This window comes from Anaerohalosphaeraceae bacterium (assembly GCA_037479115.1).
Classification (GTDB): domain Bacteria; phylum Planctomycetota; class Phycisphaerae; order Sedimentisphaerales; family Anaerohalosphaeraceae; genus JAHDQI01.
Genome location: JBBFLK010000002.1, coordinates 71,781 through 95,175, shown reverse-complemented (window position 1 = coordinate 95,175; position 23,395 = coordinate 71,781). Strand labels below are relative to the sequence as shown.

18 protein-coding genes, 4 tRNA genes and 1 other RNA gene are annotated in these 23,395 nt (G+C 54.4%); 12 read left to right on the top strand and 11 right to left on the bottom strand.

Going from position 1 to position 23,395, the window contains the following annotated elements:
* Positions 1-35: 35 nt before the first annotated feature.
* Genes WHS88_01320 through WHS88_01310 form a run of 3 tightly spaced genes read left to right on the top strand, consistent with a single transcriptional unit; the run spans position 36 to position 3,201 of the window.
* Complete coding sequence (locus WHS88_01320; protein MEJ5258809.1) at positions 36-1,289, top strand: argininosuccinate synthase; 1,254 nt, start codon at positions 36-38, stop codon at positions 1,287-1,289.
* Between the two features lie 27 nt (positions 1,290-1,316).
* A complete protein-coding gene (locus WHS88_01315) occupies positions 1,317-2,486 on the top strand; it encodes a prepilin peptidase (GenBank protein ID MEJ5258808.1) in 1,170 nt (389 codons plus the stop codon).
* A gap of 34 nt (positions 2,487-2,520) precedes the next feature.
* Positions 2,521-3,201 carry an OmpA family protein gene (locus tag WHS88_01310; GenBank protein ID MEJ5258807.1) on the top strand — a complete coding sequence of 227 codons (681 nt, stop codon included), beginning with the start codon at positions 2,521-2,523 and terminating at the stop codon, positions 3,199-3,201.
* 15 nt (positions 3,202-3,216) lie between these two features.
* Here WHS88_01310 and WHS88_01305 read toward each other — a convergent pair whose 3' ends face one another.
* The 9 genes from WHS88_01305 to WHS88_01265 form a co-directional block, all read right to left on the bottom strand.
* A complete protein-coding gene (locus WHS88_01305) occupies positions 3,217-5,778 on the bottom strand; it encodes a ComEC/Rec2 family competence protein (GenBank protein MEJ5258806.1) in 2,562 nt (853 codons plus the stop codon).
* Between the two features lie 48 nt (positions 5,779-5,826).
* Positions 5,827-7,101 (bottom strand): serine--tRNA ligase, encoded by a 1,275-nt coding sequence (gene serS / locus WHS88_01300; GenBank protein MEJ5258805.1) that lies wholly within the window; start codon positions 7,099-7,101, stop codon positions 5,827-5,829.
* 36 nt (positions 7,102-7,137) lie between these two features.
* Positions 7,138-8,445, bottom strand: a complete 1,308-nt coding sequence (locus WHS88_01295) for a beta-ketoacyl-[acyl-carrier-protein] synthase family protein (GenBank protein MEJ5258804.1) — start codon at positions 8,443-8,445, stop codon at positions 7,138-7,140.
* Entirely contained in the window at positions 8,442-9,764 is a 1,323-nt protein-coding gene (locus tag WHS88_01290; protein MEJ5258803.1) for a beta-ketoacyl-[acyl-carrier-protein] synthase family protein, read from the bottom strand. Before WHS88_01290 ends, WHS88_01295 begins: the two co-directional genes overlap by 4 nt.
* Entirely contained in the window at positions 9,764-10,252 is a 489-nt protein-coding gene (locus WHS88_01285) for a 3-hydroxyacyl-ACP dehydratase FabZ family protein (protein ID MEJ5258802.1), read from the bottom strand. Before WHS88_01285 ends, WHS88_01290 begins: the two co-directional genes overlap by 1 nt.
* Before the next feature lie 74 nt (positions 10,253-10,326).
* Positions 10,327-10,719, bottom strand: a complete 393-nt coding sequence (locus tag WHS88_01280; protein ID MEJ5258801.1) for an acyl carrier protein — start codon at positions 10,717-10,719, stop codon at positions 10,327-10,329.
* Positions 10,720-10,786: 67 nt separating this feature from the next.
* The gene (locus WHS88_01275) at positions 10,787-11,260 is read right to left on the bottom strand and encodes a hypothetical protein (protein MEJ5258800.1); all 474 of its coding nucleotides are present in this window, start codon (positions 11,258-11,260) and stop codon (positions 10,787-10,789) included.
* A 156-nt stretch (positions 11,261-11,416) separates the two neighbouring features.
* Positions 11,417-11,490: transfer RNA gene (locus WHS88_01270), tRNA-Cys, on the bottom strand.
* A gap of 77 nt (positions 11,491-11,567) precedes the next feature.
* Positions 11,568-11,639: transfer RNA gene (locus WHS88_01265), tRNA-Ile, on the bottom strand.
* A 72-nt stretch (positions 11,640-11,711) separates the two neighbouring features.
* On the opposite strand from WHS88_01265, the gene WHS88_01260 reads away from it, so the two are divergent.
* From WHS88_01260 to ssrS, 9 genes are all read left to right on the top strand, one after another.
* On the top strand, positions 11,712-13,553 hold the full coding sequence (locus WHS88_01260; GenBank protein MEJ5258799.1) for a YgiQ family radical SAM protein: 1,842 nt from the start codon (positions 11,712-11,714) through the stop codon (positions 13,551-13,553).
* A 169-nt stretch (positions 13,554-13,722) separates the two neighbouring features.
* Positions 13,723-13,983, top strand: coding sequence for a hypothetical protein (locus tag WHS88_01255; GenBank protein MEJ5258798.1), 261 nt, complete (start codon positions 13,723-13,725; stop codon positions 13,981-13,983).
* Between the two features lie 298 nt (positions 13,984-14,281).
* On the top strand, positions 14,282-16,831 hold the full coding sequence (locus WHS88_01250) for an ATP-dependent Clp protease ATP-binding subunit (GenBank protein MEJ5258797.1): 2,550 nt from the start codon (positions 14,282-14,284) through the stop codon (positions 16,829-16,831).
* Positions 16,832-16,861: 30 nt separating this feature from the next.
* A complete protein-coding gene (locus tag WHS88_01245; protein ID MEJ5258796.1) occupies positions 16,862-17,254 on the top strand; it encodes a hotdog fold thioesterase in 393 nt (130 codons plus the stop codon).
* Positions 17,255-17,313: 59 nt separating this feature from the next.
* The gene (locus tag WHS88_01240; GenBank protein ID MEJ5258795.1) at positions 17,314-17,838 is read left to right on the top strand and encodes a hypothetical protein; all 525 of its coding nucleotides are present in this window, start codon (positions 17,314-17,316) and stop codon (positions 17,836-17,838) included.
* Between the two features lie 121 nt (positions 17,839-17,959).
* Positions 17,960-19,393: a hypothetical protein gene (locus WHS88_01235; GenBank protein MEJ5258794.1), complete on the top strand. Its 1,434-nt coding sequence runs from the start codon at positions 17,960-17,962 to the stop codon at positions 19,391-19,393.
* A 72-nt stretch (positions 19,394-19,465) separates the two neighbouring features.
* Positions 19,466-19,538: transfer RNA gene (locus WHS88_01230), tRNA-Met, on the top strand.
* A 7-nt stretch (positions 19,539-19,545) separates the two neighbouring features.
* Positions 19,546-19,618 (top strand) — tRNA-Glu (locus WHS88_01225).
* Between the two features lie 217 nt (positions 19,619-19,835).
* A non-coding RNA gene (gene ssrS / locus WHS88_01220) (6S RNA) lies at positions 19,836-20,021 on the top strand.
* Positions 20,022-20,096: 75 nt separating this feature from the next.
* Here ssrS and WHS88_01215 read toward each other — a convergent pair.
* Both WHS88_01215 and aroA read right to left on the bottom strand, forming a co-directional pair.
* A complete protein-coding gene (locus tag WHS88_01215) occupies positions 20,097-21,998 on the bottom strand; it encodes a DUF4914 family protein (GenBank protein ID MEJ5258793.1) in 1,902 nt (633 codons plus the stop codon).
* A 74-nt stretch (positions 21,999-22,072) separates the two neighbouring features.
* Positions 22,073-23,356 (bottom strand): 3-phosphoshikimate 1-carboxyvinyltransferase, encoded by a 1,284-nt coding sequence (aroA, locus tag WHS88_01210; GenBank protein ID MEJ5258792.1) that lies wholly within the window; start codon positions 23,354-23,356, stop codon positions 22,073-22,075.
* Between the last annotated feature and the right edge of the window lie 39 nt (positions 23,357-23,395).

The window sequence follows — 23,395 nt, the reverse complement described above, 5'->3', positions numbered from 1 at the left end:
CAAGAGGAAGGAATTGTCAGGAAAAGGAAACGAGAATGGCTCAGAAAAAAGCGGAAAAGGTTGTACTGGCATACAGCGGGGGGCTGGATACGAGTGTAATTCTGCCGTGGCTGAAGGAAACTTACGGCTATGACGTTGTGGCATTTGCCGCCGAGCTGGGGCAGGGAGATGAGCTGAAGGGGATTCAGAAAAAGGCCCTGGCGACGGGAGCGGTGCAGTGCATCGTTCGCGATTTGCGGAAGGAGTTTGTGGAGGATTTTCTGTGGCCGATGCTCAAGGCCGGTGCGGTTTATGAGAACGGATATCTTTTGGGAACGAGTATCGCCCGGCCGCTGATTGCCAAGCATCAGGTCGATGTGGCGCACAAAACCGGTGCAACGGCGGTGGCGCACGGGGCGACCGGCAAGGGCAATGACCAGGTGCGGTTTGAACTGACCTATATGGCGCTGGACCCGACACTGAAGATTATTGCACCCTGGAAAGACCCGAATTTTACGCTTACCAGCCGGGAAGCGGCGGTAGAATATGCCCGAAAGCACAACATCCCGATTCAGCAGAGCAAGAAAAAGATTTATTCGCGAGACCGCAATCTCTGGCATATCAGCCATGAGGGGGCGGACTTGGAAGACCCGTGGAATGAGCCGCAGGAGCATTTGTTTGTCCTGACGCGTCCGGTATCCAAAACGCCCAATCGGCCGGATTATGTCCAGATTGATTTCGAAAAAGGGATTCCGGTAAAACTGAACGGCCGGGCGGTCGGCGGCGTGCGGATGATTGAGATGCTCAATGAAATCGGCGGACTTCACGGCATCGGGCAGGCGGACCTTGTGGAAAACCGGCTGGTCGGAATGAAATCCCGCGGAGTCTATGAAACACCGGGCGGGACGATTCTGTCCACGGCGCATCGGGCTCTGGAGATGCTCACGCTCGAGCGGGAAACGATGCATTACAAGCAGCAGGTGGCCCTGCGGTATGCTGAGCTGGTCTATTACGGGCAGTGGTATTCGCCGCTGCGGGAGGCGCTGGATGCGTTTGTGAATGTCACGCAGGAAACAGTGACGGGCACAGTGCGGCTGAAACTCTTCAAGGGACAGGCGACGCTGGCGGGTGTGAAAAGTCCGAAGAGTCTGTATAACCCGAAGCTGGCCAGTTTCACGATGGGTGATGAATACAACCCGACGGATGCGACCGGCTTTATCCGTCTGTTCGGACTGCCGATGAAGGTTGCCGCTCTGGTTCGCCGTCAGGATGCCGAAAAACCGACCAAAAAATCCAAAGGCGGGCGGTAAGAAGACCTCCTCAGGGAAGGATAACGGATGACGCCGGAAGGGATTTGGCTTCTTTTTGTCTTTGCATTCGGGGCCTGTGTGGGCAGTTTCCTGAATGTGGTGATTTACCGGCTTCCGCTGGATAAATCAATTGTAAGCCCGCCGTCATCATGTCCTTCCTGCGGGTTGCGAATCGCTTTTTATGACAATATCCCTGTGCTTTCCTGGCTTCTGCTGCGCGGCCGCTGCCGCGGATGCCGGGCACCGATTTCGATCCGCTATCCGATTATTGAGCTGTTGACCGCCGTTTTGTTTGCCGGGGTTTATTTGTGGTTTTTTGTCTGGGAGTATCGGGAAACAGGGCTGGCGGGGGATGGACCGCTGGAGCGTTTTTTTTTCTCCGGCGGCTGGCTTTTTTATGTGAATGTGATGGTGCTGACGGCTGCTTTCTTGGCGGCCTCGGCGATTGATTTGGAATTGTGGCTGATTCCGCTTTCACTTTGCTGGGTGGTTACAGCAGTCGGGCTGCTCAGTTCGGCGGCCGCCGGCTGGATTATTCAGGTCAATCCGGAGGGGATCCATACGGGACTTTTCCCTTCTGTTTCTCCAAATTGGGCAGGGATTTCCTTTGGGGCGGCAGCGGGTTTGTTATGTTCTCTGCTGGCCCTGAAGAAAGGATGGATTCCGGCAAGTTATGCCGAAGAACAGCGGCAAGACCAAAATCTGGACAGGAAAGACCCGGATTATGACGACCGCCGTGAGATTCTTAAGGAGATTGTCTTTTTGACGCCGGTTTTTATCGGCGGTCTTTCGGCCTGGGGGCTTCTGCGGTTTTCTCCGGCGGCGGAAGGGTGGGAAAAATTGCTGCAAATTCCGCTTTTCAATGGATTTATGGGAGCGTTGTCCGGCTATTTGGCCGGCGGTGGAATCGTTTGGGCTACCCGCATTATCGGAACGCTGGTTTTCGGACGGGAAGCGATGGGCTTAGGGGATGTTCACCTAATGGGTGCGGCGGGTGCTGTCATCGGACCCGGCTGGGTCGTTCTGGCTTTTTTTGTTGCTCCGTTTTTCGGCTTGCTGTGGGCTTTTTATCAATGGCTGTCGAGAAAAAGCCGACAAATTCCTTATGGTCCTTTCTTGTCAGGTGCTGTTTTGCTGGTTATACTTCTCCACGATTGGATTTTGGTTTACCTGAATCGGTTCTACGGGTTGGAATAAGAGTGTCGCATAGGAAGCGAAAGGAAAGTCGAGTATGGCAAAGAAAACAGTGTTGTTGAGAGCGGTTTTGATAACGACGGCGGTTGCTTTTCTGAGCGGCTGTACGAACTGGGAAAAAAAGTACAAAGCGCTGGAAGTCGAGCACCAGAATCTCAAAGGGCTCTATGAAAACTGTGTTGCCTCTCTGGACAGCACGTCCGCCAAGCAGGCCGAATTAAGCCAGCAGCTCAGTCAGAGCCAGATGACCATTGAAGAGCTGCAGAAGCAGATTGCCCAGAAAAAAGCGACTCCGGCCTCTGCCACGGGCTTCCAGGTGGGTGAAGTGACGGTGGATGAAAAGGCCGGAACGATTACAGTAACACTGGAAAATACCATTCTTTTCGCACCGGGCAGCGCCAAGCTGAAATCTACAACCAGTGCAGAACTGGACCATATTTATCGGGTGATTCGAGAGCGTTATGCCGGGCGGCAGATTGATGTCGTCGGTCATACCGATTCCGACCCGATTCGCAAGACGAAAAATCTATGGGAGGACAACTGGGACCTGTCGGCCGGCCGTGCTTTGACGGTACTGCGTTATCTGGTCAACAAGGGCATTCCGCCGCGTCAGATTCGGGCGGTGGCCTGCGGCGAAAGCCGACCGGTGGCGTCCAATGCCACGGCGGCAGGCAAGGCCAAGAACCGCCGAGTCGAGATTGTCGTTCATATGCGGTAGAGCCGGCAATCTGTTTTACGGACTGAGAAAGCCGACGGTGCTCAGAGTGCCGTCGGCTTTTATTCTTAGACTGACAGCCCCGTGTATCGGGGTATAAAAGTCAGCGGCCCCGTCGTCCGGTGTCTGTACCGAAGTCAGGCGGTTCGGTGCACAGCTGACCAGACGTACGGACGGCTGAAGCTGACGAATCCACCCGGGCAGATTGTTTCGTCCGGACCCGTGATGCGGCAGAAGCAGAACATCGACTTTCAAGTCCGGAACCAGCTGACCGAGCTGCCGCTGGGCAAATTCCTCAATGTCGCCGCAAAGCAAAACCTTCCGTCCGGCATATTCGAGCAGAAGCACTTCGGATTTGTTGTTGTCAGATATGGAGGGGTCTTCAAGGACAGAGGGAGTCGGCCAAAGGCGGTGCAGCCGGACGGCTCCTAAAGAGGACGGCAGCTCCAACGAAGAACGCAGAAGACCTTCCTGCCGGAGAATGGTTTTCATTTGGGCCGCGGCGCGCGACCGCTCCGCCCGCTCAAGCAGTCCGGGATTGACATAGACCGCCCGGGTCGGCACAGAGGAGAGTATTTCCGGCAGGCCGTTGTAGTGATCCAAATCCCCGTGGCTGATGACGGCGGTATCAATCGATTCGATTCCCTCAGAGAGCAGGTAGGGCAGGACAATCCGTTCGCCGGGATTTTTGCGTGTGATGGAACCGGCATCAAACAAAAACGTTTTGCCGCCGGGCAGCTGTCCGACGACGGCCAGACCATGACCGACTGACAAACAGGTCAGTTTCAAATCGGTGGAAAGGTGCCGGCTGAAGCGAACCGCAGCAGGCAGCAGCAGGAGCAGGGCTGTGCCGGTCCAGAGAAGGGCGGATTTCCCTTTGGTTCCGGCGGGAAGCCCTCGGGTCAGGATAAGCCACAAATAGAAAAGCAGAATCAGTCCGAGCCCGACGCGCCCTGTCTGGAAAGACAAAAGATTTGCCTGGGCGATTTTTACGGTCAGACTGCAAAAGGCGTCGCTCACTCTGTCCAGCAGGATACTGCAAACGGCCGCCGCTGTCGGCAGCAGCGGCAGAAGGAGAATCTTCAGAAAGCCGGTCAGCAGAATCAGAAAGACCAGCGGAAACAGCAGAACCGTCCAAAGGGCCGAAAGAGGCGTCAATGAGCCGAAATGATAAAGCAGAATGCCGGCGCCTCCCAGCCAGGCGGCATAGCCGACAGACAGAAGTTTCAGGATAGATTCAAACAGCGTGCAGACAAACGAACCCACGAGGGACTCCGAGAGGACGGGATAAAAGGGGGCGTTCAGAAACAGCCGAAACAGATTGAGGAAAATCGGTTCATAGAAAAAGAGAATGCCGGCCACGGAAGCATAGGAGAGCTGCCAGCCCGCGGTAAAAAGGTCCATCGGTCGGAACAGCAGCAGAAGCAGAGCGGTTAAAGACAGGGTGTTCAGCGGACGCGGATGCTGACCGAGCAGCACGGACAAAAGGAAAAACTGAGCAAAAACAACCGCCCGAAGCGTCGGAGCCCGCGCCGGCACCAGCAGGGCATAAGCCAGCAGCAGGAGCATACACAGCGCAGCACGGAAGCGTTTGCTGATTCCGAAGAGCCGTCCCGCCTGCCAGAAAATACCGGCCAGAATCCCTACGTGCATTCCCGACAGACTGATAAAATGGGCCAGACCGGTTTTGCGAAAGGCCGCCTGAATTTTGGTATCAAGTCCGGAGCGTTTCCCGAGCAGCAGGACATCGGGCAGAGTGGAAAACTCCTCATATTCCCCACCCCAGGCGCGAAGAAATTCAGCGACTCGGCTGCGGAAGTGCTGAATGGCGGAAAGCCGGCGTCCCTTCCTGTCCCACGGCAGGATTTCGACGGCTTCGATGCCGGGAATGACGGCCGTCAGGAAAATCCCCCGGGCGGCCATGGAATCTGCAAAATCAAACATCCCGGGATTATCTGGCGGCGGCGGCTTCTGAAGCGTGCAGTGAAATCGAATCCGCTGACCGGCCGAGAGTGTGCGGACTGACTGATTGATAGAAACAGCAAGGGTGCCGCACGCCCGCTGCCAGCCGTCCGTAGTGAGGGTTTCTTCAACAGCCAGAAGGAATGATGTGGACGGCGAAGTCCACTGGTATTTGGCAAAAACCCATTGCCGGCGGTCTTCAATCTGCGGCTCAGACAGAATCCGACCTCCCAATGTCGCCAGCGAGGGAACGGATGCTGTTCTGCGGCAGATGTCCAGCGGAGAGGGTGTCTGGAAAAGTTTCAGGCGAATCCCTCCTGCTGCCAAAGCGGCCGTGCTGCCTGTCAAAAGCACGACTTGGAGACGGTGGATTGGCCGGCGGATTTTCCCGGTAAAAGCAGAAACTGCCGCAGAGAAAATCAGGACGAAAAACCATACGAATAAAGGGGGATTTGTATAATTCTGGAGAATCAGTCCTGTCATAAATCCGCCGGCAGCCGGAAGGAGCGGACAAGACTGGAGGATTTGCTCTGCAAAAGGGCGTTTTTCTTTCAGCTGGTTCTGTAGGGCCTCAATTTCAAGGCGTATCGGGTCGGCCTGAGGCCGATGGTTTTTCACAGCCCTTTTGTCCTCCTTCGGTTTCTCCTTCCTTTTCAGAACACAGGATTATGATTTCGGTTCAATCCGTTCCCGATTGCCCATATAGGGTCGAAGCACTTCCGGAATTGTGACGCTGCCGTCGGCATTCTGGTACAGCTCCAGAATCGGAATCAGCACGCGTGGGGATGCGATAACCGTGTTGTTGAGCGTATGGCAGTACAGATTCTGCTTTTTGGCGGTTCGATAGCGAAGATTCATCCGCCGGGCCTGAAATTCATAAAAGCGGCTGGCGGAATGGGTCTCGCCGAAACTGTTTCGAGAAGGCATCCATGTCTCGATGTCGAACTTCTGAACCTGTCCTCGTCCGAGGTCGCCGGTACAGACGTTCACAACCCTATAGGGCAGGTTAAGCGCCTGCAGAACCGCCTCGGAGTTGGCGAGGATTTCCTGATGATAGGCGATGCTCTTGGCTTCGTCATTTTCCCCGATAATGACCTGTTCGACCTTGTCGAACTGGTGGATGCGGTAGAGCCCGTAGGTGTCCTTGCCGGCGGCTCCGGCTTCTCGGCGAAAACAGCTGCTTAAGGCGACAAATTTGACGGGAAGCATATCTTCCGAAAGCAGCTCGCCCATGTAATACGCCGTCAGGGGCACTTCAGCTGTTCCGGCCAGATTCAGCTCATCCCGCTCCATTCGATAGGTCTGTTCCTCCGCTCCCGGATAGTATCCCGTGCCCCGCATGGCTTCATCCCGCATCAGCAGCGGAACGACCATCGGTTTGTAGCCCCGCTGCACCATAAAATCCATGGCAAAACGAAGAACAGCATGGTGAAGGAGTGCTCCGTCCCCTTTGAGAAAATAGTTGCGAGTACCCGCCAGTTTGACGCCTCGTTCGACATCAATAATGTCCAGCATCTGCCCGAGCTGGATGTGGTCCTTGGGTTCAAAGTCGAACTGTCGGATGGTGCCCCAGCGGCGAATCTCAACATTTTGCGTGTCGTCCTCGCCGTAAGGGACTTCCGGAGCAGGCGGCTGCGGCACCTGCAGCATCAAAGCATCGAACTGGGGCTGAAGTTCCTTGACCTTTTGTTCCAATTCGGCTTCGAGTGTTTTCAGCTCGCTGAGGGTTTTCAGGCAGGCCTGTTTTTTCTCACCGTCCAGCCGCGGGATTTCCTTGCCGATGCGGTTTTTTTCCGTGGCAATCTCCTGCAGTTTCTTTTTGACGTCCAGAAGGGTTGCGTCGATGGCCAGCAGTTCATCGATATCTACATCAAACTTTTTGGCCTTGGCTCCGTCCTTAAACAGCTGCGGGTTTTGGCGAATCAGTTTGATATCGATCATTGTTTTTCTCCGGGAACAAGCTTCCGCCAAACCAGTTTACGGTCGGAAACGGCGGACGACAAGCACATTGTTCTGCCCGCCGAAGCCGAACGATTCTTTCAACACTGTCTCCACTCTGGCTTTTCGCGGCTGATTGGGCACATAGTCCAGGTCCAGAGCCGGGTCCGGGTCGTGAAGATTCATCGTGGGCGGCAGGGTCTGGGTCTGGATGGCCATCACGCAGGTAATCAGTTCCGCACAGCCGGTGGCGCCGATGAGATGACCGAACTGGCTTTTGGGGCTGCTGCAGGGGATTTGATAGGCACGCGGCCCGAAGACCTTCTTAATGGCCATCGTTTCGATGGAGTCATTTTCAGCGGTGCTGGTGCCATGCGTACTGATGTAGTCAATGTCTTCAATGCTGATGCCTGCATCCTTCATGGCGGCCTGCATGGCCTGCACAGCCCCGCGAGCTTCTTCGTGCATATCCGTGACTCGAAAAGCGTCGCTGCTGCTGCCGAAGCCGATGACTTCCGCCAGGATTTTCGCCCCGCGTTTTTGGGCGGAGGCGAGGGATTCGAGAATTACAATGGCTGCGCCCTCACCGAGGACAAAACCGTCTCGGCTCGCCGTGAAGGGACGGGACGCAGTCCACGGGCTGTCGTTTCGAGTGGACAGAGCGGTCAGACGATTAAAACCCATCACGCCGAGCGGGTGAATCATCGAATGGGCCCCGCCGGCAATCATAATATCCGCTTTGCCCTGCCGAATCAGCATGGCGGCTTCTCCCACGGCCTGCGTACTGGCGGCACAGGCCGTCAGGCAGCTGCGGATGATTCCGCGTGCGCCGGTCAGGACGGCCAAATGAGCGGCGGGCATATTCGTTTCCTGCTCCAGCTCATGTTCCGCCGACATCATTGCAAAGCTGGTATCCGTCCAGACAGCCCAATCCATCTGCTGGGTTTGGCTGTTCCAGGCCTTGACAATGGCGGTGAAGAAGGCGTCGCTGTCCATGGCCCCTTCGCCGGCCCCCAGATAGATGCCCATACGCCGGCGGTCAATTCCGTCGGCGGGGGTGTCTGTTTCGGTTTCAATGCCGGCCTGCCGGCAGGCTTCCTGTGCAGCGCCCAGAGCAAACGAGCTGCCGCGGTTGCAGTGCTGATGACGCTGCGGATGTTTTAGAACCTTCTTCAGGTCAAAGTTTTTGACTTCTGCATCAAAGGTTGTCGGATACGTGGAGGCATCAAAGAGCGTGGTGTAGTTCATTCCGTTCCGGCCAGTCATCAGCCCTTCCCACGTGGAGGCGACATCGTTGCCTAACGGACAAACCAGTCCCATTCCGGTAATGACCACCCGTTCCTTCATTCTGTTTTCTCCTCGTATCGCTTCAGGACGACGGCGGCGGTCTGCCCTCCAAAACTGTATCCGCAGCAAAGAACGGTGTGAACAGAATGTGCGGCGGCTTTCTTCGGGAAAACCAGCCGGCAGCCGTTCAGCGGAGTTTCCAGATTAAAAGCAGCCCCGATGGTTTGGTTCCGGATGGCCAGTACGGCGGCCGCCATATCCAGTGCACCGGCAGCCGAGCCGGCATGGCTCAGCTGCCCTTTCAGGGGCCAGACAGGCACGCGGCTGACGGCACTGCCGAGAATTTTTTCCAAAACGGCCGCTTCGATTCGGTCATCGGAGGGAATAGCCGTTCCGTGCGGGATAATCAAATCCAGTTCTTCCGGGCGGACGCGGGCTTCTTCGAGGGCCTGCCGGATGGCGATTTCCAGTCCCTCTCCGTTCTTCAGGTGGATGTAATCATCGGTGTCGGAAGCACTGGAGGCCCCGCCGGCATATTCAGCCAGAATGGCGGCCCCGCGTTTTTGGGCAAAATCGAGGTCTTCGAGGATCAGCACACCGGCCCCTTCGCCAAAGACGGAACCGTCGGCTTTGGCGTCAAAAGGCCGGCAGGCCGCCTGCGGGTTATGATTTCCCGAAAAGGTGGAGCGTTTCAGCAGACATTGACGCACCATCAGAAGCGGGTTGACTTTGGCTTCCCCGCCGCCGGCCAGGACAATGTCGGCGTGTCCGCGCTGAATCATTTCCGCCCCTTCGCTGACGGCAATATGCGAACTCACCTCGCCGCAGGTGATGGTGTTGCTGGGCCCCTGAATGTCGTGAATGATTCCGATGTGGCAGGCCAGCATATTCGGCAGGTATTTGAGCAGCCAGAGGGGGGTGACCGTCGGGATGCCTTCCCGACCCCATTTTTTCATATCAAACCGCCCGTTTTCCGCTGAAACCGCCACAGAAGGAGCAATTTCCGGCAGTTCACAGCTGATGATTCCGGAGGCAAAATCAATGCCGGTCCTTTCCGAAGGAAGGGTCGGGTGCTCCGGGTCTATGGCCTTGGTAACCAGCCCCGATGCCCGGACGGCTTCATCGGCCGCCATCACCGACAATTCGATGTCGCGGCACATCAGTTTGGCGGCTTTTCGATAGGCTTTGGGGACATAGTCGCGGATGTTGTACTCCGGGACTTCGCCGGCAATCTGACAGGGCATTTTCACGGGGTCAAAGGCACGAATCCGCCCGATTCCGCAGCGGCCCTGCAGAAGGCCCTCCCACATCTGACGGCTGGTTAATCCGAGGGGGCTGACGGCTCCGACGGCTGTAATGACCACGCGGCGTCCTGCCATCAGGAGCGGCCCTCCGAAGAATCCTGCTGCACAAATCCGTCGAGCAGGGAACAGAAGGTATCGGTGAAGACGAAATTTTCCTCCGGGAAGCGTTTTCCCGACAGGTTTTTGTCAATATGGCTGAACATCAGACTGATGCGTGCAATCAGGTCCTGTCCGCGGCGAATTTCCCCTTCGGTGCTGGCGGCTTCCGGGGAGATGCTTTCAATCTGGGCGTGCAGGGTAATCGTATCACCGGGCCGGACATAATGGTAAAAGACCGCCTTTTTGATTTTGGCCAGGATGACTTTTTCCTGAAAATTGCGGGCCTGTCCGACCAAAATGCCGGCCGTCTGAGCCATCGCTTCAATCATCAGACATTCCGGCATCACCGGAAAGCCCGGAAAATGGTCGTGCAGGTGCTCTTCGGCGAGCGTGACATTTTTGAGTGCCACAGCTCGTTTGCCGCTTTCGAACTCAAGAAACTTGTCAATCCAAATCCAGCGCATTTTTTTATCGGGAACAAAGGCGGCCGGACCCAACACACAGCCCGCCGCCCAAAAGGTTCTTCAAAGCTGCGGAATCAGCCGTTCAGTTTTGCCTCTAAGAAGTTGACAATCGCACCAACGGTAAAGAGGTCGGCGATTTTGTTGACGTCGGGGTCTTTGGCAAAATCGCTCAGGTCGGTGTGAGGCATCCGGGCCTTCAGTTCCGCCAGCCCTTTGGCGGTCAGCTTTCCGCCGCTGACAAATTCCGGATTGTTCAGCACACTTTCGGCGGGGAAGAGCTCTTCACGCGGGACTTTGATGTTGAAGGTTTTTTCCAGACGGAACACAATGTCGAGAAAGTCGATGCTTTCCGCCCCCAAATCGCCCATCAGGGTGGCCTCTTCGGTCACATCCTCTTCATCCAAACCGAGTGCATCCACCAAAACATCCTGAACTTTCTTGAAGATTTCCTCGCGGCTGATTGCCATAATTCGATTTCTCCGTAGATTTCAATCCCTGATTTTGCTGCCCAAAGCCGCCGGCCCGGGGCTGACTTTATGTTTCCGAGTATAACAGTTTCCAGCGTTGTTTCATCTGTTCTATGATTTGTCCGTCCAGACGGGCCATTTTTGGATTTTCATCGCTGAGATTAAAATGACGCAGCGTGAATTTGGCCTCGACGATAGACTCGTCCCCGCAGATTCCTTCACCGCTGAAGCTGCTGGCATTCGGCTCAATGGAATGAGCCTCTACACGGTATTGAATCTGCATTCCGGGTGCCGCAAAACTCTTGTACCGGACATTGCGGGCCGATTCGAGCAGAATCATACTGTGCGCAAAGTCCTCGGCCTGACGAACCAGCCAGGAAGCCGATTCAATCAGACCTTCCAGCAGCAAAACGCCGGGCAGGACCGGGAATATCGGAAAATGGTCCGCCAGATACTCCTCGGCCAACGAAACACTTTTCACGGCCGACAGAGATTCCCGCGGTTTCAGAGCCGTAATTTTATCAATCAGAACAAATTTCATGCCCAGAAATTGTAGTAAGATTCGAACGGTTTTCCAGCATTTTTTGACGCAAATTCCAAAAAAACAAGACCTTCAGCATCTGCTAAGGCCGGGAAACTCCTATCTGCAGGCAAGGAAATCTCTAAAAGGAGAGATTTTTACAGATAGATTTTAAAAAGGCGGCGGTCGGATTCGAACCGACGAATAACGGTTTTGCAAACCGTCCCCTTGAGCCGCTTGGGTACGCCGCCGGACTGGCCATATCCTATCTTGAAGCGGTTTTTGTTTCAAGCAGAAATTGCTTTTCCCGCTGATTTCTCTCGAAAAATGGGCCCGCAAGGATTCGAACCTTGGACCAAGGGATTATGAGTCCCCTGCTCTACCGCTGAGCTACGGGCCCGAAAAAAGAGCGAACTCGACGAGGGAGATATGGTATAGTAAACTGGCCTTGTCGTCAATGAGTGTCGAGAAAATGGGTTCTAAAAAAGACAATCGTTTTTTGCCTGCTTCTCCGCAGGAGATGCGAGCCCTCGGATGGGAACGCCCGGACATCATCCTGGTTACAGGAGATGCCTATGTGGACCATCCGGCTTTCGGGGTGTCTCTGATAGGCCGATGGCTTCAAAAGCATGGATTTCGGGTTGCAATCCTGGACCAGCCGGACTGGCGCCAGGTCGAGCCGTTTCGGCAATTTGGACCGCCGCGGCTGTTTTGGGGGATTACCTCCGGCTGCATTGATTCCCGCTTGGCTATGTATGCCTCGATGGGGCATCGGCGGAAGAAAGACGACTACAGCCCGGGCGGACGGACCGATTTGCGTCCGGACAAACCGCTGGCGGCTTATACGGCCCGCTGTCGGGAGGCCTTTAAGGGGATTCCGATTGTTTTAGGCGGGCTGGAAGCCAGTTTGAGGCGGCTGGTTCATTACGACTATGTGGAAGACCAGCTGAAACGCTCGATTTTGATTGAGGCCAAGGCGGATTTGCTGGTTTTCGGGATGGCGGAGCGGCAGATTCTTGAGATTGCCCGCCGACTCGACGCCGGACAATCGTTGGCGGACTTAACAGACATTCCTGGGCTTGCCTATCGGCTGATAGGGGGGCTCCCGCGGCCGGCGGAAGCGGTCGAACTGCCGGGCTGGGAGGACCTTCGGGCAGACAGCGGCCTTTTTATGAAAGCCCATCTGATTTATCAAAAAGAAGCCCATCCGATGGGGCGGCCTGTGGTTCAAAGTCAGGGGCAGGAAACAGTGGCCGTCAATCCGCCCGCCTACCCCCTTTCTGAAGAAGAAATGGATGCCGTTTATGCCCTTCCGTTTACCCGTTGCTGGCATCCGAAGTATGACAAGCAGGGGGGCATTGCGGCCCTCGAGCCGGTTCGATTCAGCATTGCCACCCATCGAGGATGCTTTGGGGGATGCAGTTTTTGTTCGATTTATTTTCATCAAGGCAAGCTCATTTCCAGCCGCTCGGAAGATTCAATTTTGCAGGAAGCGGCTGCCATTGCCTCCCATCCGGACTTTAAGGGCACGATTCAGGATATCGGAGGGCCGACCGCGAATATGTACGGGATGCGGTGCGGCAGGAAGGGCGGGTCCTGCGGTCGGAGCAGCTGTATTTGTCCGGAGGTGTGCCCACACTTACAGGCAGACCACAGGCGGCTGATTCGCCTCCTGGAGGCACTGCAAGACTGGGCAAAAAGCCAGAAACGACCGATTCGAATGGTTGTGGGCTCCGGGATTCGACACGATTTGGCCTTAAGGGATAATCGATATCTTGAATTGCTCGTGCGCCAGTTTGTGGGTGGGCATCTAAAAGTGGCTCCGGAGCATTTTTGCTCGGATGTCTTGGCTTTGATGAATAAGCCGCCTTTTGAGGTATTTGAGCAGTTCGAAAAAAAGTTTTCGGAGATATCCAGGAAGGCAGGCAAAAAGCAATATCTGGTTCCCTATTTTATCAGCGGCCATCCGGGGTGCAGTCCGGAAGAGGCCGTTCGGCTGACAGAATATCTGATTCGGCGAAACTGGAAACCCAGGCAGGTTCAGGATTTTGTGCCGATTCCGCTGACCCTTTCCACGGCGATGTTTGTCAGCGGCTGTTCACCGCAGGGCAAGCCGATTCATATTCCCAAAGGGCTTCGGGAAAAGAAACTCCAGTTTGCTTTGCTGCAGTATTACGATAAGGCAAACCGAAAAATCCTCGAGCCGTTTCTCAAAGAAAAAGGGCTCGAGCAGCTCCGAAGACAAATTGGGTATATCCAGGATCGGTTCGGCATTCATTCCAAAACGGACAAGACGGCGCACCCCTTTCAATGAGAAAAGACCTATAAACGCTATAGACCGACTTCTGTTTGGAAAAAGTTTGTGTTTCCGGGCGTTTTACAGACGGGTGTCTTGATTCGTCCTGTAAAAAAGGGTATTATGAAGGCCAGCATGTTATGTTAAAATGGTAAACATGCAGAACGGCTTCGGAGATGAGGACGTGATGGACCAAGAGTTTTTTGAAGAAAAACTCGAGGAATTGGTTCGTGAGCTGGGTGCCTTGCCGGATTCCACTCACCAAAAGCTCCTCGAAATCGCCAATCAGCATAAGGATAACCAGAAAAAGCTGAAAAACAGTCTTTGTGCCCTCCAGGATTCTCTCGATTACCTCCGCATCAGTGTCAAGTATCTGATTTTTGATCTGGAGGCAACTCGTCGGGAAAATGCCTATCTGAAGAAACTGCTCGAAGAGAAACAAGAGTAGTTCTGTCGGCTATCTTTTTCTTTTCCATTCTTTTCCATTTCTTTTGCTTTTCCACCCTTTTTCTCTTTTCACGAAAGTAGGCAAAGTTTTTTGTCGATAGAAGTCGATAGAAAAGGTGTATAATAAGTTTGAAATTGTCTTTTTTGTTGATTGAACAAGCCGCAAAATGGAGATTATATATACTAAGAAAGGGGGTTGCTGCCGAATGGCGTATAAGCCATTTTGACTTTCGTTGAAAAATGTGCATAATAGAACTTGTTCAATAACCGGACATACACGATAGACAAGAGGGATAAATATGTTTGAGCGTTTTACGGACAGAGCCCGAAAGGTGATGGCCTTGGCCAACCAGGAAGCTCAGCGTTTTAATCATGAATATATCGGGACGGAACATATTCTCTTGGGGTTGGTCAAGGAAGGCAGCGGGGTTGCCGCCAATGTTTTGAAAAACATGGATGTGGACCTCAAGAAGCTGCGGCTTGGGATTGAAAAGCTGGTCAAGAGCGGTCCCGATATGGTCACGATGGGCAAACTGCCGCAGACTCCGAGAGCCAAAAAGGTCATCGAGTATGCGATAGAAGAAGCCCGCGCATTAAATCACAATTACGTGGGAACGGAGCATATCCTCCTGGGTCTTCTTCGCGAGACGGAGGGCATAGCAGCTCAGGTCCTGATGAATCTGGGGTTGAAACTGGAAGATGTTCGACAGGAAGTGCTGAATCTGCTGGGAGCCGGAGTCGAGGATAACAGCAGCTATCCGGCCATGGGGATGAAAATGAATCCATCGATACCGCCTTCGTCCGCTCAGTCGGTCAAGGCCAAAAGCAAAACACCGGCGCTGGACAGCTTCGGTCGGGATTTGACGGAGCTGGCGGCCAAAGATGAACTGGACCCTGTGATCGGTCGTCAAACGGAAATCGAACGCCTGGTGCAGATTCTCTGTCGTCGTACGAAAAACAATCCGGTCCTGCTGGGGGAAGCCGGCGTCGGAAAGACGGCGATTGTAGAAGGGCTGGCACAGCGGATTGTTTCGCACGAAGTGCCGGAGATTCTGCGGGATAAGCGTCTGGTTGTTCTGGACCTGGCGATGATGGTGGCCGGCACAAAATACCGCGGCCAGTTTGAGGAGCGCATCAAGGCCGTAATTAATGAAGTGCGCCGGGCCGGCAACGTCATTCTGTTCATTGATGAGCTTCATACGCTGGTAGGGGCCGGCGGGGCGGAAGGGGCCATCGATGCTTCCAACGTTCTAAAACCCGCTCTGGCACGCGGCGAGGTGCAGTGCATCGGTGCGACGACTTTTGATGAATACCGCAAGTATGTGGAAAAGGATGCGGCACTGGAGCGTCGCTTCCAGACGATTATTGTAGAACCTCCGAGCAAGGAGGAGACGCTGCAGATTCTCCGCGGTCTGCGGGATCGGTACGAACAGCATCACCGCGTCCGGTTTACAGATGAGGCCCTCTATCAGGCAGTAGAGCTGTCCAGCCGGTATATTTCCGGGCGCTGTCTGCCGGATAAGGCCATTGACGTGATTGACGAGGCGGGGGCTCGTGTACGTCTGAAGAATATGACGCCGCCGCCGGATTTGGCGGAATTTGAGGCCAAGATTGAAAAACTTCAGGCCGAGAAGGATGAAGCCGTTCGAAATGCTGATTATGAGCGGGCGGCGGCTTTGCGGGATGATATCCAGCGGATTCTGGATGAGAAAGCGGAAGTCCAGCGGCAATGGCAGGAGCAGAACAACGACAAGGTCGGCGTTGTGGATGTGGATGTCGTCGCCGAAGTGGTCAGCAAAATGACCGGGGTTCCGCTGACGCGTCTGGAGAAGGAAGAAGCCGAAAAGCTGCTCGAACTGGAAGCGGAGCTGCATAAAACGGTGGTCTCTCAGGATGAGGCCATCAGTGCTGTGGCCAAGGCCGTGCGCCGAAGCCGCAGCGGTCTGAAGGACCCGAACCGTCCGATGGGCAGCTTTATCTTCATCGGCCCCAGCGGCGTGGGCAAGACGCTTCTGGCCCGCGCATTGGCCGAGTTTATGTTCGGCGATGCCGATGCGCTCATTCAGATTGATATGAGCGAGTATATGGAAAAGCACAACGTCAGCCGGCTGGTGGGGGCACCGCCCGGGTATGTCGGCTATGAAGAGGGCGGTCAGCTGACCGAGCGAATCCGCCGACGGCCGTATGCCGTGCTGCTGCTGGATGAAATCGAGAAGGCCCACTCCGATGTGTATAACATGCTTCTGCAGATTATGGAGGAAGGCCGTCTGACGGACTCCTTCGGACGTCACGTCGATTTCAAGAACGTCATCCTGATTATGACCAGCAATATCGGCGCTGAGCTGATTAAGAACCAGTCCGGGTTCGGCTTCGGCAAGCGGACGGAGCAGGCGAACTATGAAAAGATGAAGGAGCTGCTGGATAAGGAAATCGAGCGGCACTTCCGTCCGGAATTCCTGAACCGGCTGGATGCGGTGATTGTCTTTAGGCCGCTGACGCGGGAAAATCTGCAGACGATTGTGGAATATGAGCTCCGCAAGGTCTTCAAGCGGCTTATTGAGCACGGCCTGCGTCTGGAGCTGGATGAAGCCGCCAAGGAGTTCCTGATTAACAAGGGGTATAATCCGGAGTTCGGGGCTCGTCCGCTGCGTCGGGCGATTGAGCGCTACATCGAAGACCCGATTTCGGAAGACCTGCTGCGCGGGAAATTCAAAGGCAAAAAGGTTATCCGCATCAGCGTGCAGGATGAGGAGCATCTGCGGTTCGAAGGCATAGACGAGCAAGAGAAGCCGGCGGAAGAAACGGCGGTTGTGCATTCGGAGACGCCGGGCCCGGCAGCCGGGCAGTAAACGATATCCGCAGAGTTGAAAGGCGGGCGTATGGAAAAAGGCAGGGAGGTTTTTCAGAAGGATGCATTTGCCCGCCTGTGCGGAGTTGAACTGCTGGAAGCCGGAGAAGGAACGGCTCGAGCTCGGCTGGTGATTCGGCCGGAGCACATGAATGCCGTCGGAATCGTTCACGGCGCGGCGATTTTCACGCTGGCAGATGCGGTTTTTGCCGCCGCCGCCAACTCCTATGACCATGTTGCGGTGGCCGTCAATATCAACATTTCCTACCTGAAGGCTGTCAGCGGAGGGGTGCTTTATGCGCAGGCCCAAGAGCGGAATCGGGAGGGCCGAATCGGCAGTTATCTGATTACGGTGACGGATGAAGAAGGCCAAACTACGGCGGTTTTTGAAGGTCTTGTCTATCGGAAGTTTCGGAATACCTGAGGACTTCGTTCTATTCCGGTCCAGGAAGGAATTGATTGTTTCTTTGAGGAGACTAACCTATGAAAAAGAGATGGTTTTGGGGACTATCGATCCTGCTTTTTGGATTGGGGATTTGGGCATTAGCGGCGGAAACGGAGACGCCGTCATCTTCTGAAGGGCAGCGGCCGGCCCGTCCGATTCGTTTGCGGGAGCCGATTCAGCCTCGACCTCGTGTGAGTATGAGTGACCCGAATGCGCCTATTCCTCGTCCGACTATTCGGGAGAGAGTCCAGGCGGATGCCGCTCCTCTGGCAGCGATCGAGGCCCGTCATCAGGAACTGATTGCGGAGCTGACGGCCGTTTTGAAATTGGCACAGGAAGAAAATGCTTTGAAAACAGCCGAGGCCGTTCAGAAATTGATTGATAAGCACAATGCGGAGTATAAGCGGAATCTGGAACTGATTCAGCAGCGGCGGGCGGAAATCCAAAGACGGGCGGAACAGCGGATTCGGGAACGGGAAAGCAGCCGGTCTGCTGAAGGGACCTCCAATCAGACCCAACAGACGGCAGAACCGAGCCAGCAACAGCCGGCGCCCGGGAATTGACAAAAATCTCAAGAAAGGACATCTTACTGTAGGATGCCCTTTCTTTTTTTGACATAAACCGGATAAAAAATTTACGTTTTCTCCTTAATCTGGACGATTCATAGAAAAAAGGAATGACAGATTGAGGAAGAGCTGGACCAAAACGGAATGCAGGCAGCTGCGAAACGGAGATGTTCGGACGCTCCGCAGGTGGTTTTATGCATACGCGGATTCTCTCTATACGTGGCTTGTACGGCATGCCGGCTTGTCCGTTTCGGATGCACAGGAAAAAATAGCCCATCTGTTTCAGTCAGTTTATTCAGGAATTGAGCAGTATAACCCCTCTGTGTGTTCGATGTATGGATGGCTGCTGGAGCAGGCGGCTGCATCTTTTTTGCCGTCAGTTTCCCTCGAGGGGTTGCGGGCAATCCCAAAAGCCCAAGAGGTTTTGTTTTCGCTCAGTCGGCTGGGAAACAGCGATTTTCCGCAGGAGCATCTGGAGAATCCCCTCACGGTTCATTTGATTCAGGCGGTGCTGTCGGAGATGGACGAAACGCACAGACGGATTTTGCTGTCCCGTTATTATCGAATCGATGGGGAGGAGCCGCTGTTAGTAACCCCTGCATTGACTGCGGAAGATTCTGAGAAGGATTTGTCGGAGGCACGGTATTACTTCCGGCGGTTTTTGTCTGCCTGGGTTCGGAAACTGCAGCCGTCTTTAACAGAGATGTCCGGAGAACTGCGACTGGACGTGTTTGAAAAGAATCTGGAGAAGATTTTTCGCACGATTTCTCCGTTTCTTACGCTGCCGTCTGAAACGCGTAAAATGATAGAGGACAGATTGTTGGAAGAGGCGGACAGGAGGCGATTGGGCCATCGTTCCGAGCGCGTTTCGTCACAGCTGCATCGGTTTTGGCCGGTTGCGGCCGTGCTGATGCTGGGGCTTGCGGGTGTTGTTTATTATTTTGTAAGGTCTGCTCCGGAGCCTATGGAGTCTGAGGTGATTTTGCCGAAAACGGTTGTTTCCGGCCGCGGCTCGGCACCAATGAAAGAGGTCAAAAAGGAAACGGCTGACGATTTACGGGAGATTCTCAATCAGGTTTTTGCCGCCGGTTCTGCGGGGGATGTTCCCGAACTGTTGCGAATTCTTCAGTCCGGACCTTATCCGGCTCAGGTGGCGGCTTCCGTCTTTTTGGGGCGTTTTGGAGATGCAACCGCTATCGGTCCGCTTGAAAAGGCCTCCCGAAGATGGTCGTCGTCTCCTACAGAGGACGATCCGTTTCTTTTGGCTATTGAGCAGATTGAACAGCGGCTTGGCGGTGTTGTTTCGGCTCCGGAGCCGACGATAGAGATTGTGGTCCTGGAGCCCAATCAGCCCGCGGCAGATCCGCAGGAATCTGAACCCCATGCGTCAACCGCTTCAAAAGAGCCGCAGACTCTCCCGAATGAGGGGGAGTCTCTTCTGGAGGACGAATCGAACGATTCCGATACGGAAGCACCGCCCGGTGAGGAGGCAGATGAAAATCAGATGGAAGATGTCCAATATGAAGGGTTGGAGGAGCCGACAGGATTTTGAATTGTCGGGGCGGGGTTGTAAGTTTTTTCTTGCCAAACGGACAAGATTGATTATATTACAGGTCTGTTTGGAGGCGGCGTAGCTCAGCTGGCAGAGCAAGGGATTCATAAGCCCTGGGTCAGTGGTTCAAATCCACTCGCCGCCATTTTTTTGCCCCCATCGTCTAGCGGCCTAGGACGCCGGGTTCTCATCCCGGTAACAGGGGTTCGAGTCCCCTTGGGGGTATTTTGAAAAAAAATCGAATCCAAGGTCAGCCTCGGTCCTCACCATTTCCAAAAAACGTCAGCGGGCAGGATTCCATTAGGCGGGTATGCTGGTTCCAGAGTTTTCTGCTCTTCAAAAATAAGCCCTCAGCCGCAAAGAGGTTGTGTTCATTTCCGGTTTTTGACTGATTGAAAACTTGCTTTTTGACCGATACTTTGCTATAGTTGAAGATGCAGGTTGGCCCCTGCGGTGTGCGTGACGGAAACGCTAATTTGAAAGAACCGATGCACCCTATCGGGGAGGCCAGGTCGGCAAGGATCGGACAAGCCTGCCTGACAGGACGTTCCGGACTTCCGCAACGGCCGCCCACCTAAACATACAGGGTTGCTTTCAATCGATTCCGCACGGCATCTGCGGAGGTACCTACATCAAAAAAAGGTCTGTCGTGTACAGACCTTTTTTGTTTTTAGGCAGCTCGGAAAATTTACAATTCTGTCTGTCAGGAAAAAACATCATACAGCAGCGATTCGTAGTCCTGAACCGTTCCGCCGTCCAGACAGCAGTTGATAATATCCTTGCCGAGCGGATCCAAATCCGGATGACGGAATTTCTGGAGTTCCTTGACAAAGAACTGCCGAAGGATTTCCGCTCCTTTGTCGTACCCCTCTTCTCCGACTTCAGGCTGTCTGTCGGTTTGCAGGAAAATGTTTGGGATCGGTGTTCCTTCCACCTGCATGGAGGTAAACGCGTATCCGAGCAGGGGGCATCGCGAGGGAGTCAGCTGGTGAGGCTGAAAACGAGCGAGCCCTCTTCGCGCCAGATATTCACGGCCAATCCACTGCGGCATAAAGCTGGTTTCCCAGGCCCCGACGTGCTGGTTGGGCATCAGGACGTAACGCACTTTGGGCGTAGCACGGATTTGCCGCAGCAGGAGGTTGGCGTGGTCCACAATTCGACCGGCGGCAAAGGGCCAGTACGAACCGACCCCTTCGCTGGTCATGCCGACGGTATCCGTGATGCTCGGGTTGGAATGTCCGCGCGGGGCGACCAGCCGCCACAGCCAGGCCAAAGCCGCCGGCAAAACATGCATGTATCCGATGATTCCGTATGTCGGATGCTCTTTTGTGCACGGAGGCGTTCGGATGCCGAAACTGCGAATGGACACTTCCACAGAACCGTCCACTACGCCGGGTACCAGACGTCTGGGCAGGATGACCCGAGGGTTTGGACAGCGGACGCCGGGAGCATCCTCGGTATGTTCCCAAATAAGACACGTGGCGTTTTCCACCCCCTGCAGACTCAGGAAAATCAGAGGTTCTGCGGGGTGAATCGTAATGCTTTCCAGATGGGGGTCTGTGCCGTAATGCATAATATGATTCAGACGAACGAACCAGGCCTGTTCCGCATCTTTGGCCAGCAGATATCCGTTGGACTTGATGGTGTTGGGCATGCACATCGCCATATCATCGGTAACCGGGCGAAGCTGGCATCCCTGATTCAGGACCAGCAGACGCTGCTCGCCGGTGATGATGTTGGTTCCGAGCAGAAGGCGTCCGTCTTTTTGCCGATGGACATATTCGAGCATCTCGCTTTTTCCGCCGCCGCTGGCCCCTTCATGCATAATAGTTGTTACGTTGTCATACGGCGTGACAACCTGAACGGTGGAGCCGTGCAGGGTCGGCCAGTCTTCTTCTTCTCCAATTGACAGGAGGACCCCATAGATGCCTTTTTTGGCGCTGGGCCCCGGATAGAGATTGAAGGAGAAGATTTCGTGAAGGCCGGGCAGCCGGTTGTGGACAACCACCTGCTTTCCGCTGAAGTGAGTATGGCGGAAAGGCGGCGCCAGGTAAATGACGCTTCTGATTCGGAAGTTATCCGGAATTTTATCCGGCGGCACAAGTCCCTGCAGGTCGGCCAGCCCGCCGATGAAGAATCCGGCGTTTTTGGGGGCGATGAGCATAGCTCCCTGTCCGCTTTCTACTTCGAACGCCCCGATGGTAAAGAAAGTCACAGACAGGTCTTGTGTGCTCAGCCACGCAAAGGTTTCCTCGCGAAGGGGCTCAAAAGGCCTCTGAAACCGGTCTTCAAAACGGACTTTGTCTGTTTCGCGCTTATCCGCAATCACCATGCAGTCCGGGTCTCTTCTCCGCATGTAGGGTTCCGTATAATTGATGGAAAGGCCGTTTTTGCAGCGTACCACGGTTGCCTCGACCACACGGCCTTTGCCGGGCACATCGTAAGCCACTTCAAAGGTTCCGCTCTTTTGGCCTCCCGTAGCCATATCCAGGATTTCGTTTCGATTGAGCGGAAAACACAAGGAACGGCAACTGCCCAAAATCTGTTTAATGTGCTCCGGAAGGCTGGTTTTCTGCCAGTCTTTCCGATAATCTATTGTTTTCATTGGCTCCCTTTCTGTTCAAACCAAATATATTACTTTAGAGGATTTACAGAAAAAATCAATATTTGTTCGATGATTCAGGGCAGAAGAGTCAAATGTCCGCCGAGTGACTGCATCAAAGAAGCATAGGTTGGAAACGTGATATTCACCGCTTCCGCCGTATCGATGACCGTTTGGCCGTCCAGCATCATCCCCGCCAGACTGAGAGCCATCACAATGCGGTGGTCACCGTGTCCGTTCAGGTGAGTAGAGCGGAGGGGCCTGCCTCCGTGGACAATCAGTCCATCCGGGAGTTCCTCGACGTCGGCCCCGAGTTTTTTCAATTCTGCGGCCATGCAGGCGATACGGTCCGTCTCTTTTTTGCGGGCCTGCGGAACATTCAAAAATCGGGTTGTACCTTCTGCGAAGGCAGCCGTGACGGCCATAGCAGGAAGGGCATCCGGGGTTCGGTTCATATCAATATCGATACCTCTCAGGGCCGACTTGAATATAGTGATTCCTTCGGAGGAATGTTCAATGCGGGCCCCCATTCGGGTGAGGTAATCGACCACGGCCTTATCGGGCTGGCTGTCGGTAAAATCCAGTCCGGTCAGGGTGATTTCTTTGCCGATTAAGGCCCCCGCGCATAAAAAAAATGTAGCACTGGAGAAATCGGCGGGAATCGGAGCATCAAAGGCAGAGTATTTCTGCCCGCCGGGGATGAAAAATTCTTTCATTTCGGTCTTTTTGTAACAAATCCCCTGACGATCCAGCCAGTCGAGTGTCATTTTGGCATAATCCGGCTCGTTCAGCAGGGGAACGCGAATGAGTGAATCGCCTTCCGCCAAAGGACAGGCCAAAAGCAGGGAAGATAAAAATTGACTGGTAAAACATTCAATCGAAGTTTGCCCGCCTTGGAGTGTACCACGGATTTCTATCGGAGCATATCCATTATTTTTCAGGCATTTGCCGTCGGCTCCGAGGTCTTTTAAGGACTGCAGGAGGGCTCCCACGAGTCGAGTGCGAGTTTGCTCATCCCCGTCCAGAATGATTGATGAGTTTTTGGATGCCAGCGATGCCGACCCCATAGCCAGCCGCAGGGTTGTGCCGGAGTTTCCGACATCAATCCGACAGTGTTCGTTTGAGATTTTTCCGCGGGTGCCATGAACAAGCCATTCTGAGTTGCTGGAGGTATCAATTTGGGCCCCCAGCGTTCGATAGCAGTGGACAGCGCTTAAGGTATCGCCGGAGACAAGAGGGCAGCGGATGCGGCTTTGTCCGTCGGCCAGAGAAGCAATCGCGACGGCACGAATGGTATGGGACTTGGAGCCGGGAATTGCCGCAGTCCCGCATAGTTCTGATTTTTGTACCAAAAGCTTCATAAAAAGATATATTAGGTCGCTATCTGTGGTTCCACTTTA

Coding starts and splice junctions, on each gene's coding strand:
- WHS88_01240 (MEJ5258795.1), top strand. CDS start 17,314: ATGAAAAAGAGATGGTTTTGGGGACTATCGATCCTGCTTTTTGGATTG.
- WHS88_01260 (MEJ5258799.1), top strand. CDS start 11,712: ATGGGTTCTAAAAAAGACAATCGTTTTTTGCCTGCTTCTCCGCAGGAG.
- WHS88_01280 (MEJ5258801.1), bottom strand. CDS start 10,719: ATGGCAATCAGCCGCGAGGAAATCTTCAAGAAAGTTCAGGATGTTTTG.
- WHS88_01250 (MEJ5258797.1), top strand. CDS start 14,282: ATGTTTGAGCGTTTTACGGACAGAGCCCGAAAGGTGATGGCCTTGGCC.
- WHS88_01245 (MEJ5258796.1), top strand. CDS start 16,862: ATGGAAAAAGGCAGGGAGGTTTTTCAGAAGGATGCATTTGCCCGCCTG.
- WHS88_01285 (MEJ5258802.1), bottom strand. CDS start 10,252: ATGCGCTGGATTTGGATTGACAAGTTTCTTGAGTTCGAAAGCGGCAAA.
- WHS88_01320 (MEJ5258809.1), top strand. CDS start 36: ATGGCTCAGAAAAAAGCGGAAAAGGTTGTACTGGCATACAGCGGGGGG.
- serS (MEJ5258805.1), bottom strand. CDS start 7,101: ATGATCGATATCAAACTGATTCGCCAAAACCCGCAGCTGTTTAAGGAC.
- WHS88_01310 (MEJ5258807.1), top strand. CDS start 2,521: ATGGCAAAGAAAACAGTGTTGTTGAGAGCGGTTTTGATAACGACGGCG.
- aroA (MEJ5258792.1), bottom strand. CDS start 23,356: ATGAAGCTTTTGGTACAAAAATCAGAACTATGCGGGACTGCGGCAATT.
- WHS88_01255 (MEJ5258798.1), top strand. CDS start 13,723: ATGGACCAAGAGTTTTTTGAAGAAAAACTCGAGGAATTGGTTCGTGAG.
- WHS88_01290 (MEJ5258803.1), bottom strand. CDS start 9,764: ATGGCAGGACGCCGCGTGGTCATTACAGCCGTCGGAGCCGTCAGCCCC.
- WHS88_01275 (MEJ5258800.1), bottom strand. CDS start 11,260: ATGAAATTTGTTCTGATTGATAAAATTACGGCTCTGAAACCGCGGGAA.
- WHS88_01215 (MEJ5258793.1), bottom strand. CDS start 21,998: ATGAAAACAATAGATTATCGGAAAGACTGGCAGAAAACCAGCCTTCCG.
- WHS88_01315 (MEJ5258808.1), top strand. CDS start 1,317: ATGACGCCGGAAGGGATTTGGCTTCTTTTTGTCTTTGCATTCGGGGCC.
- WHS88_01295 (MEJ5258804.1), bottom strand. CDS start 8,445: ATGAAGGAACGGGTGGTCATTACCGGAATGGGACTGGTTTGTCCGTTA.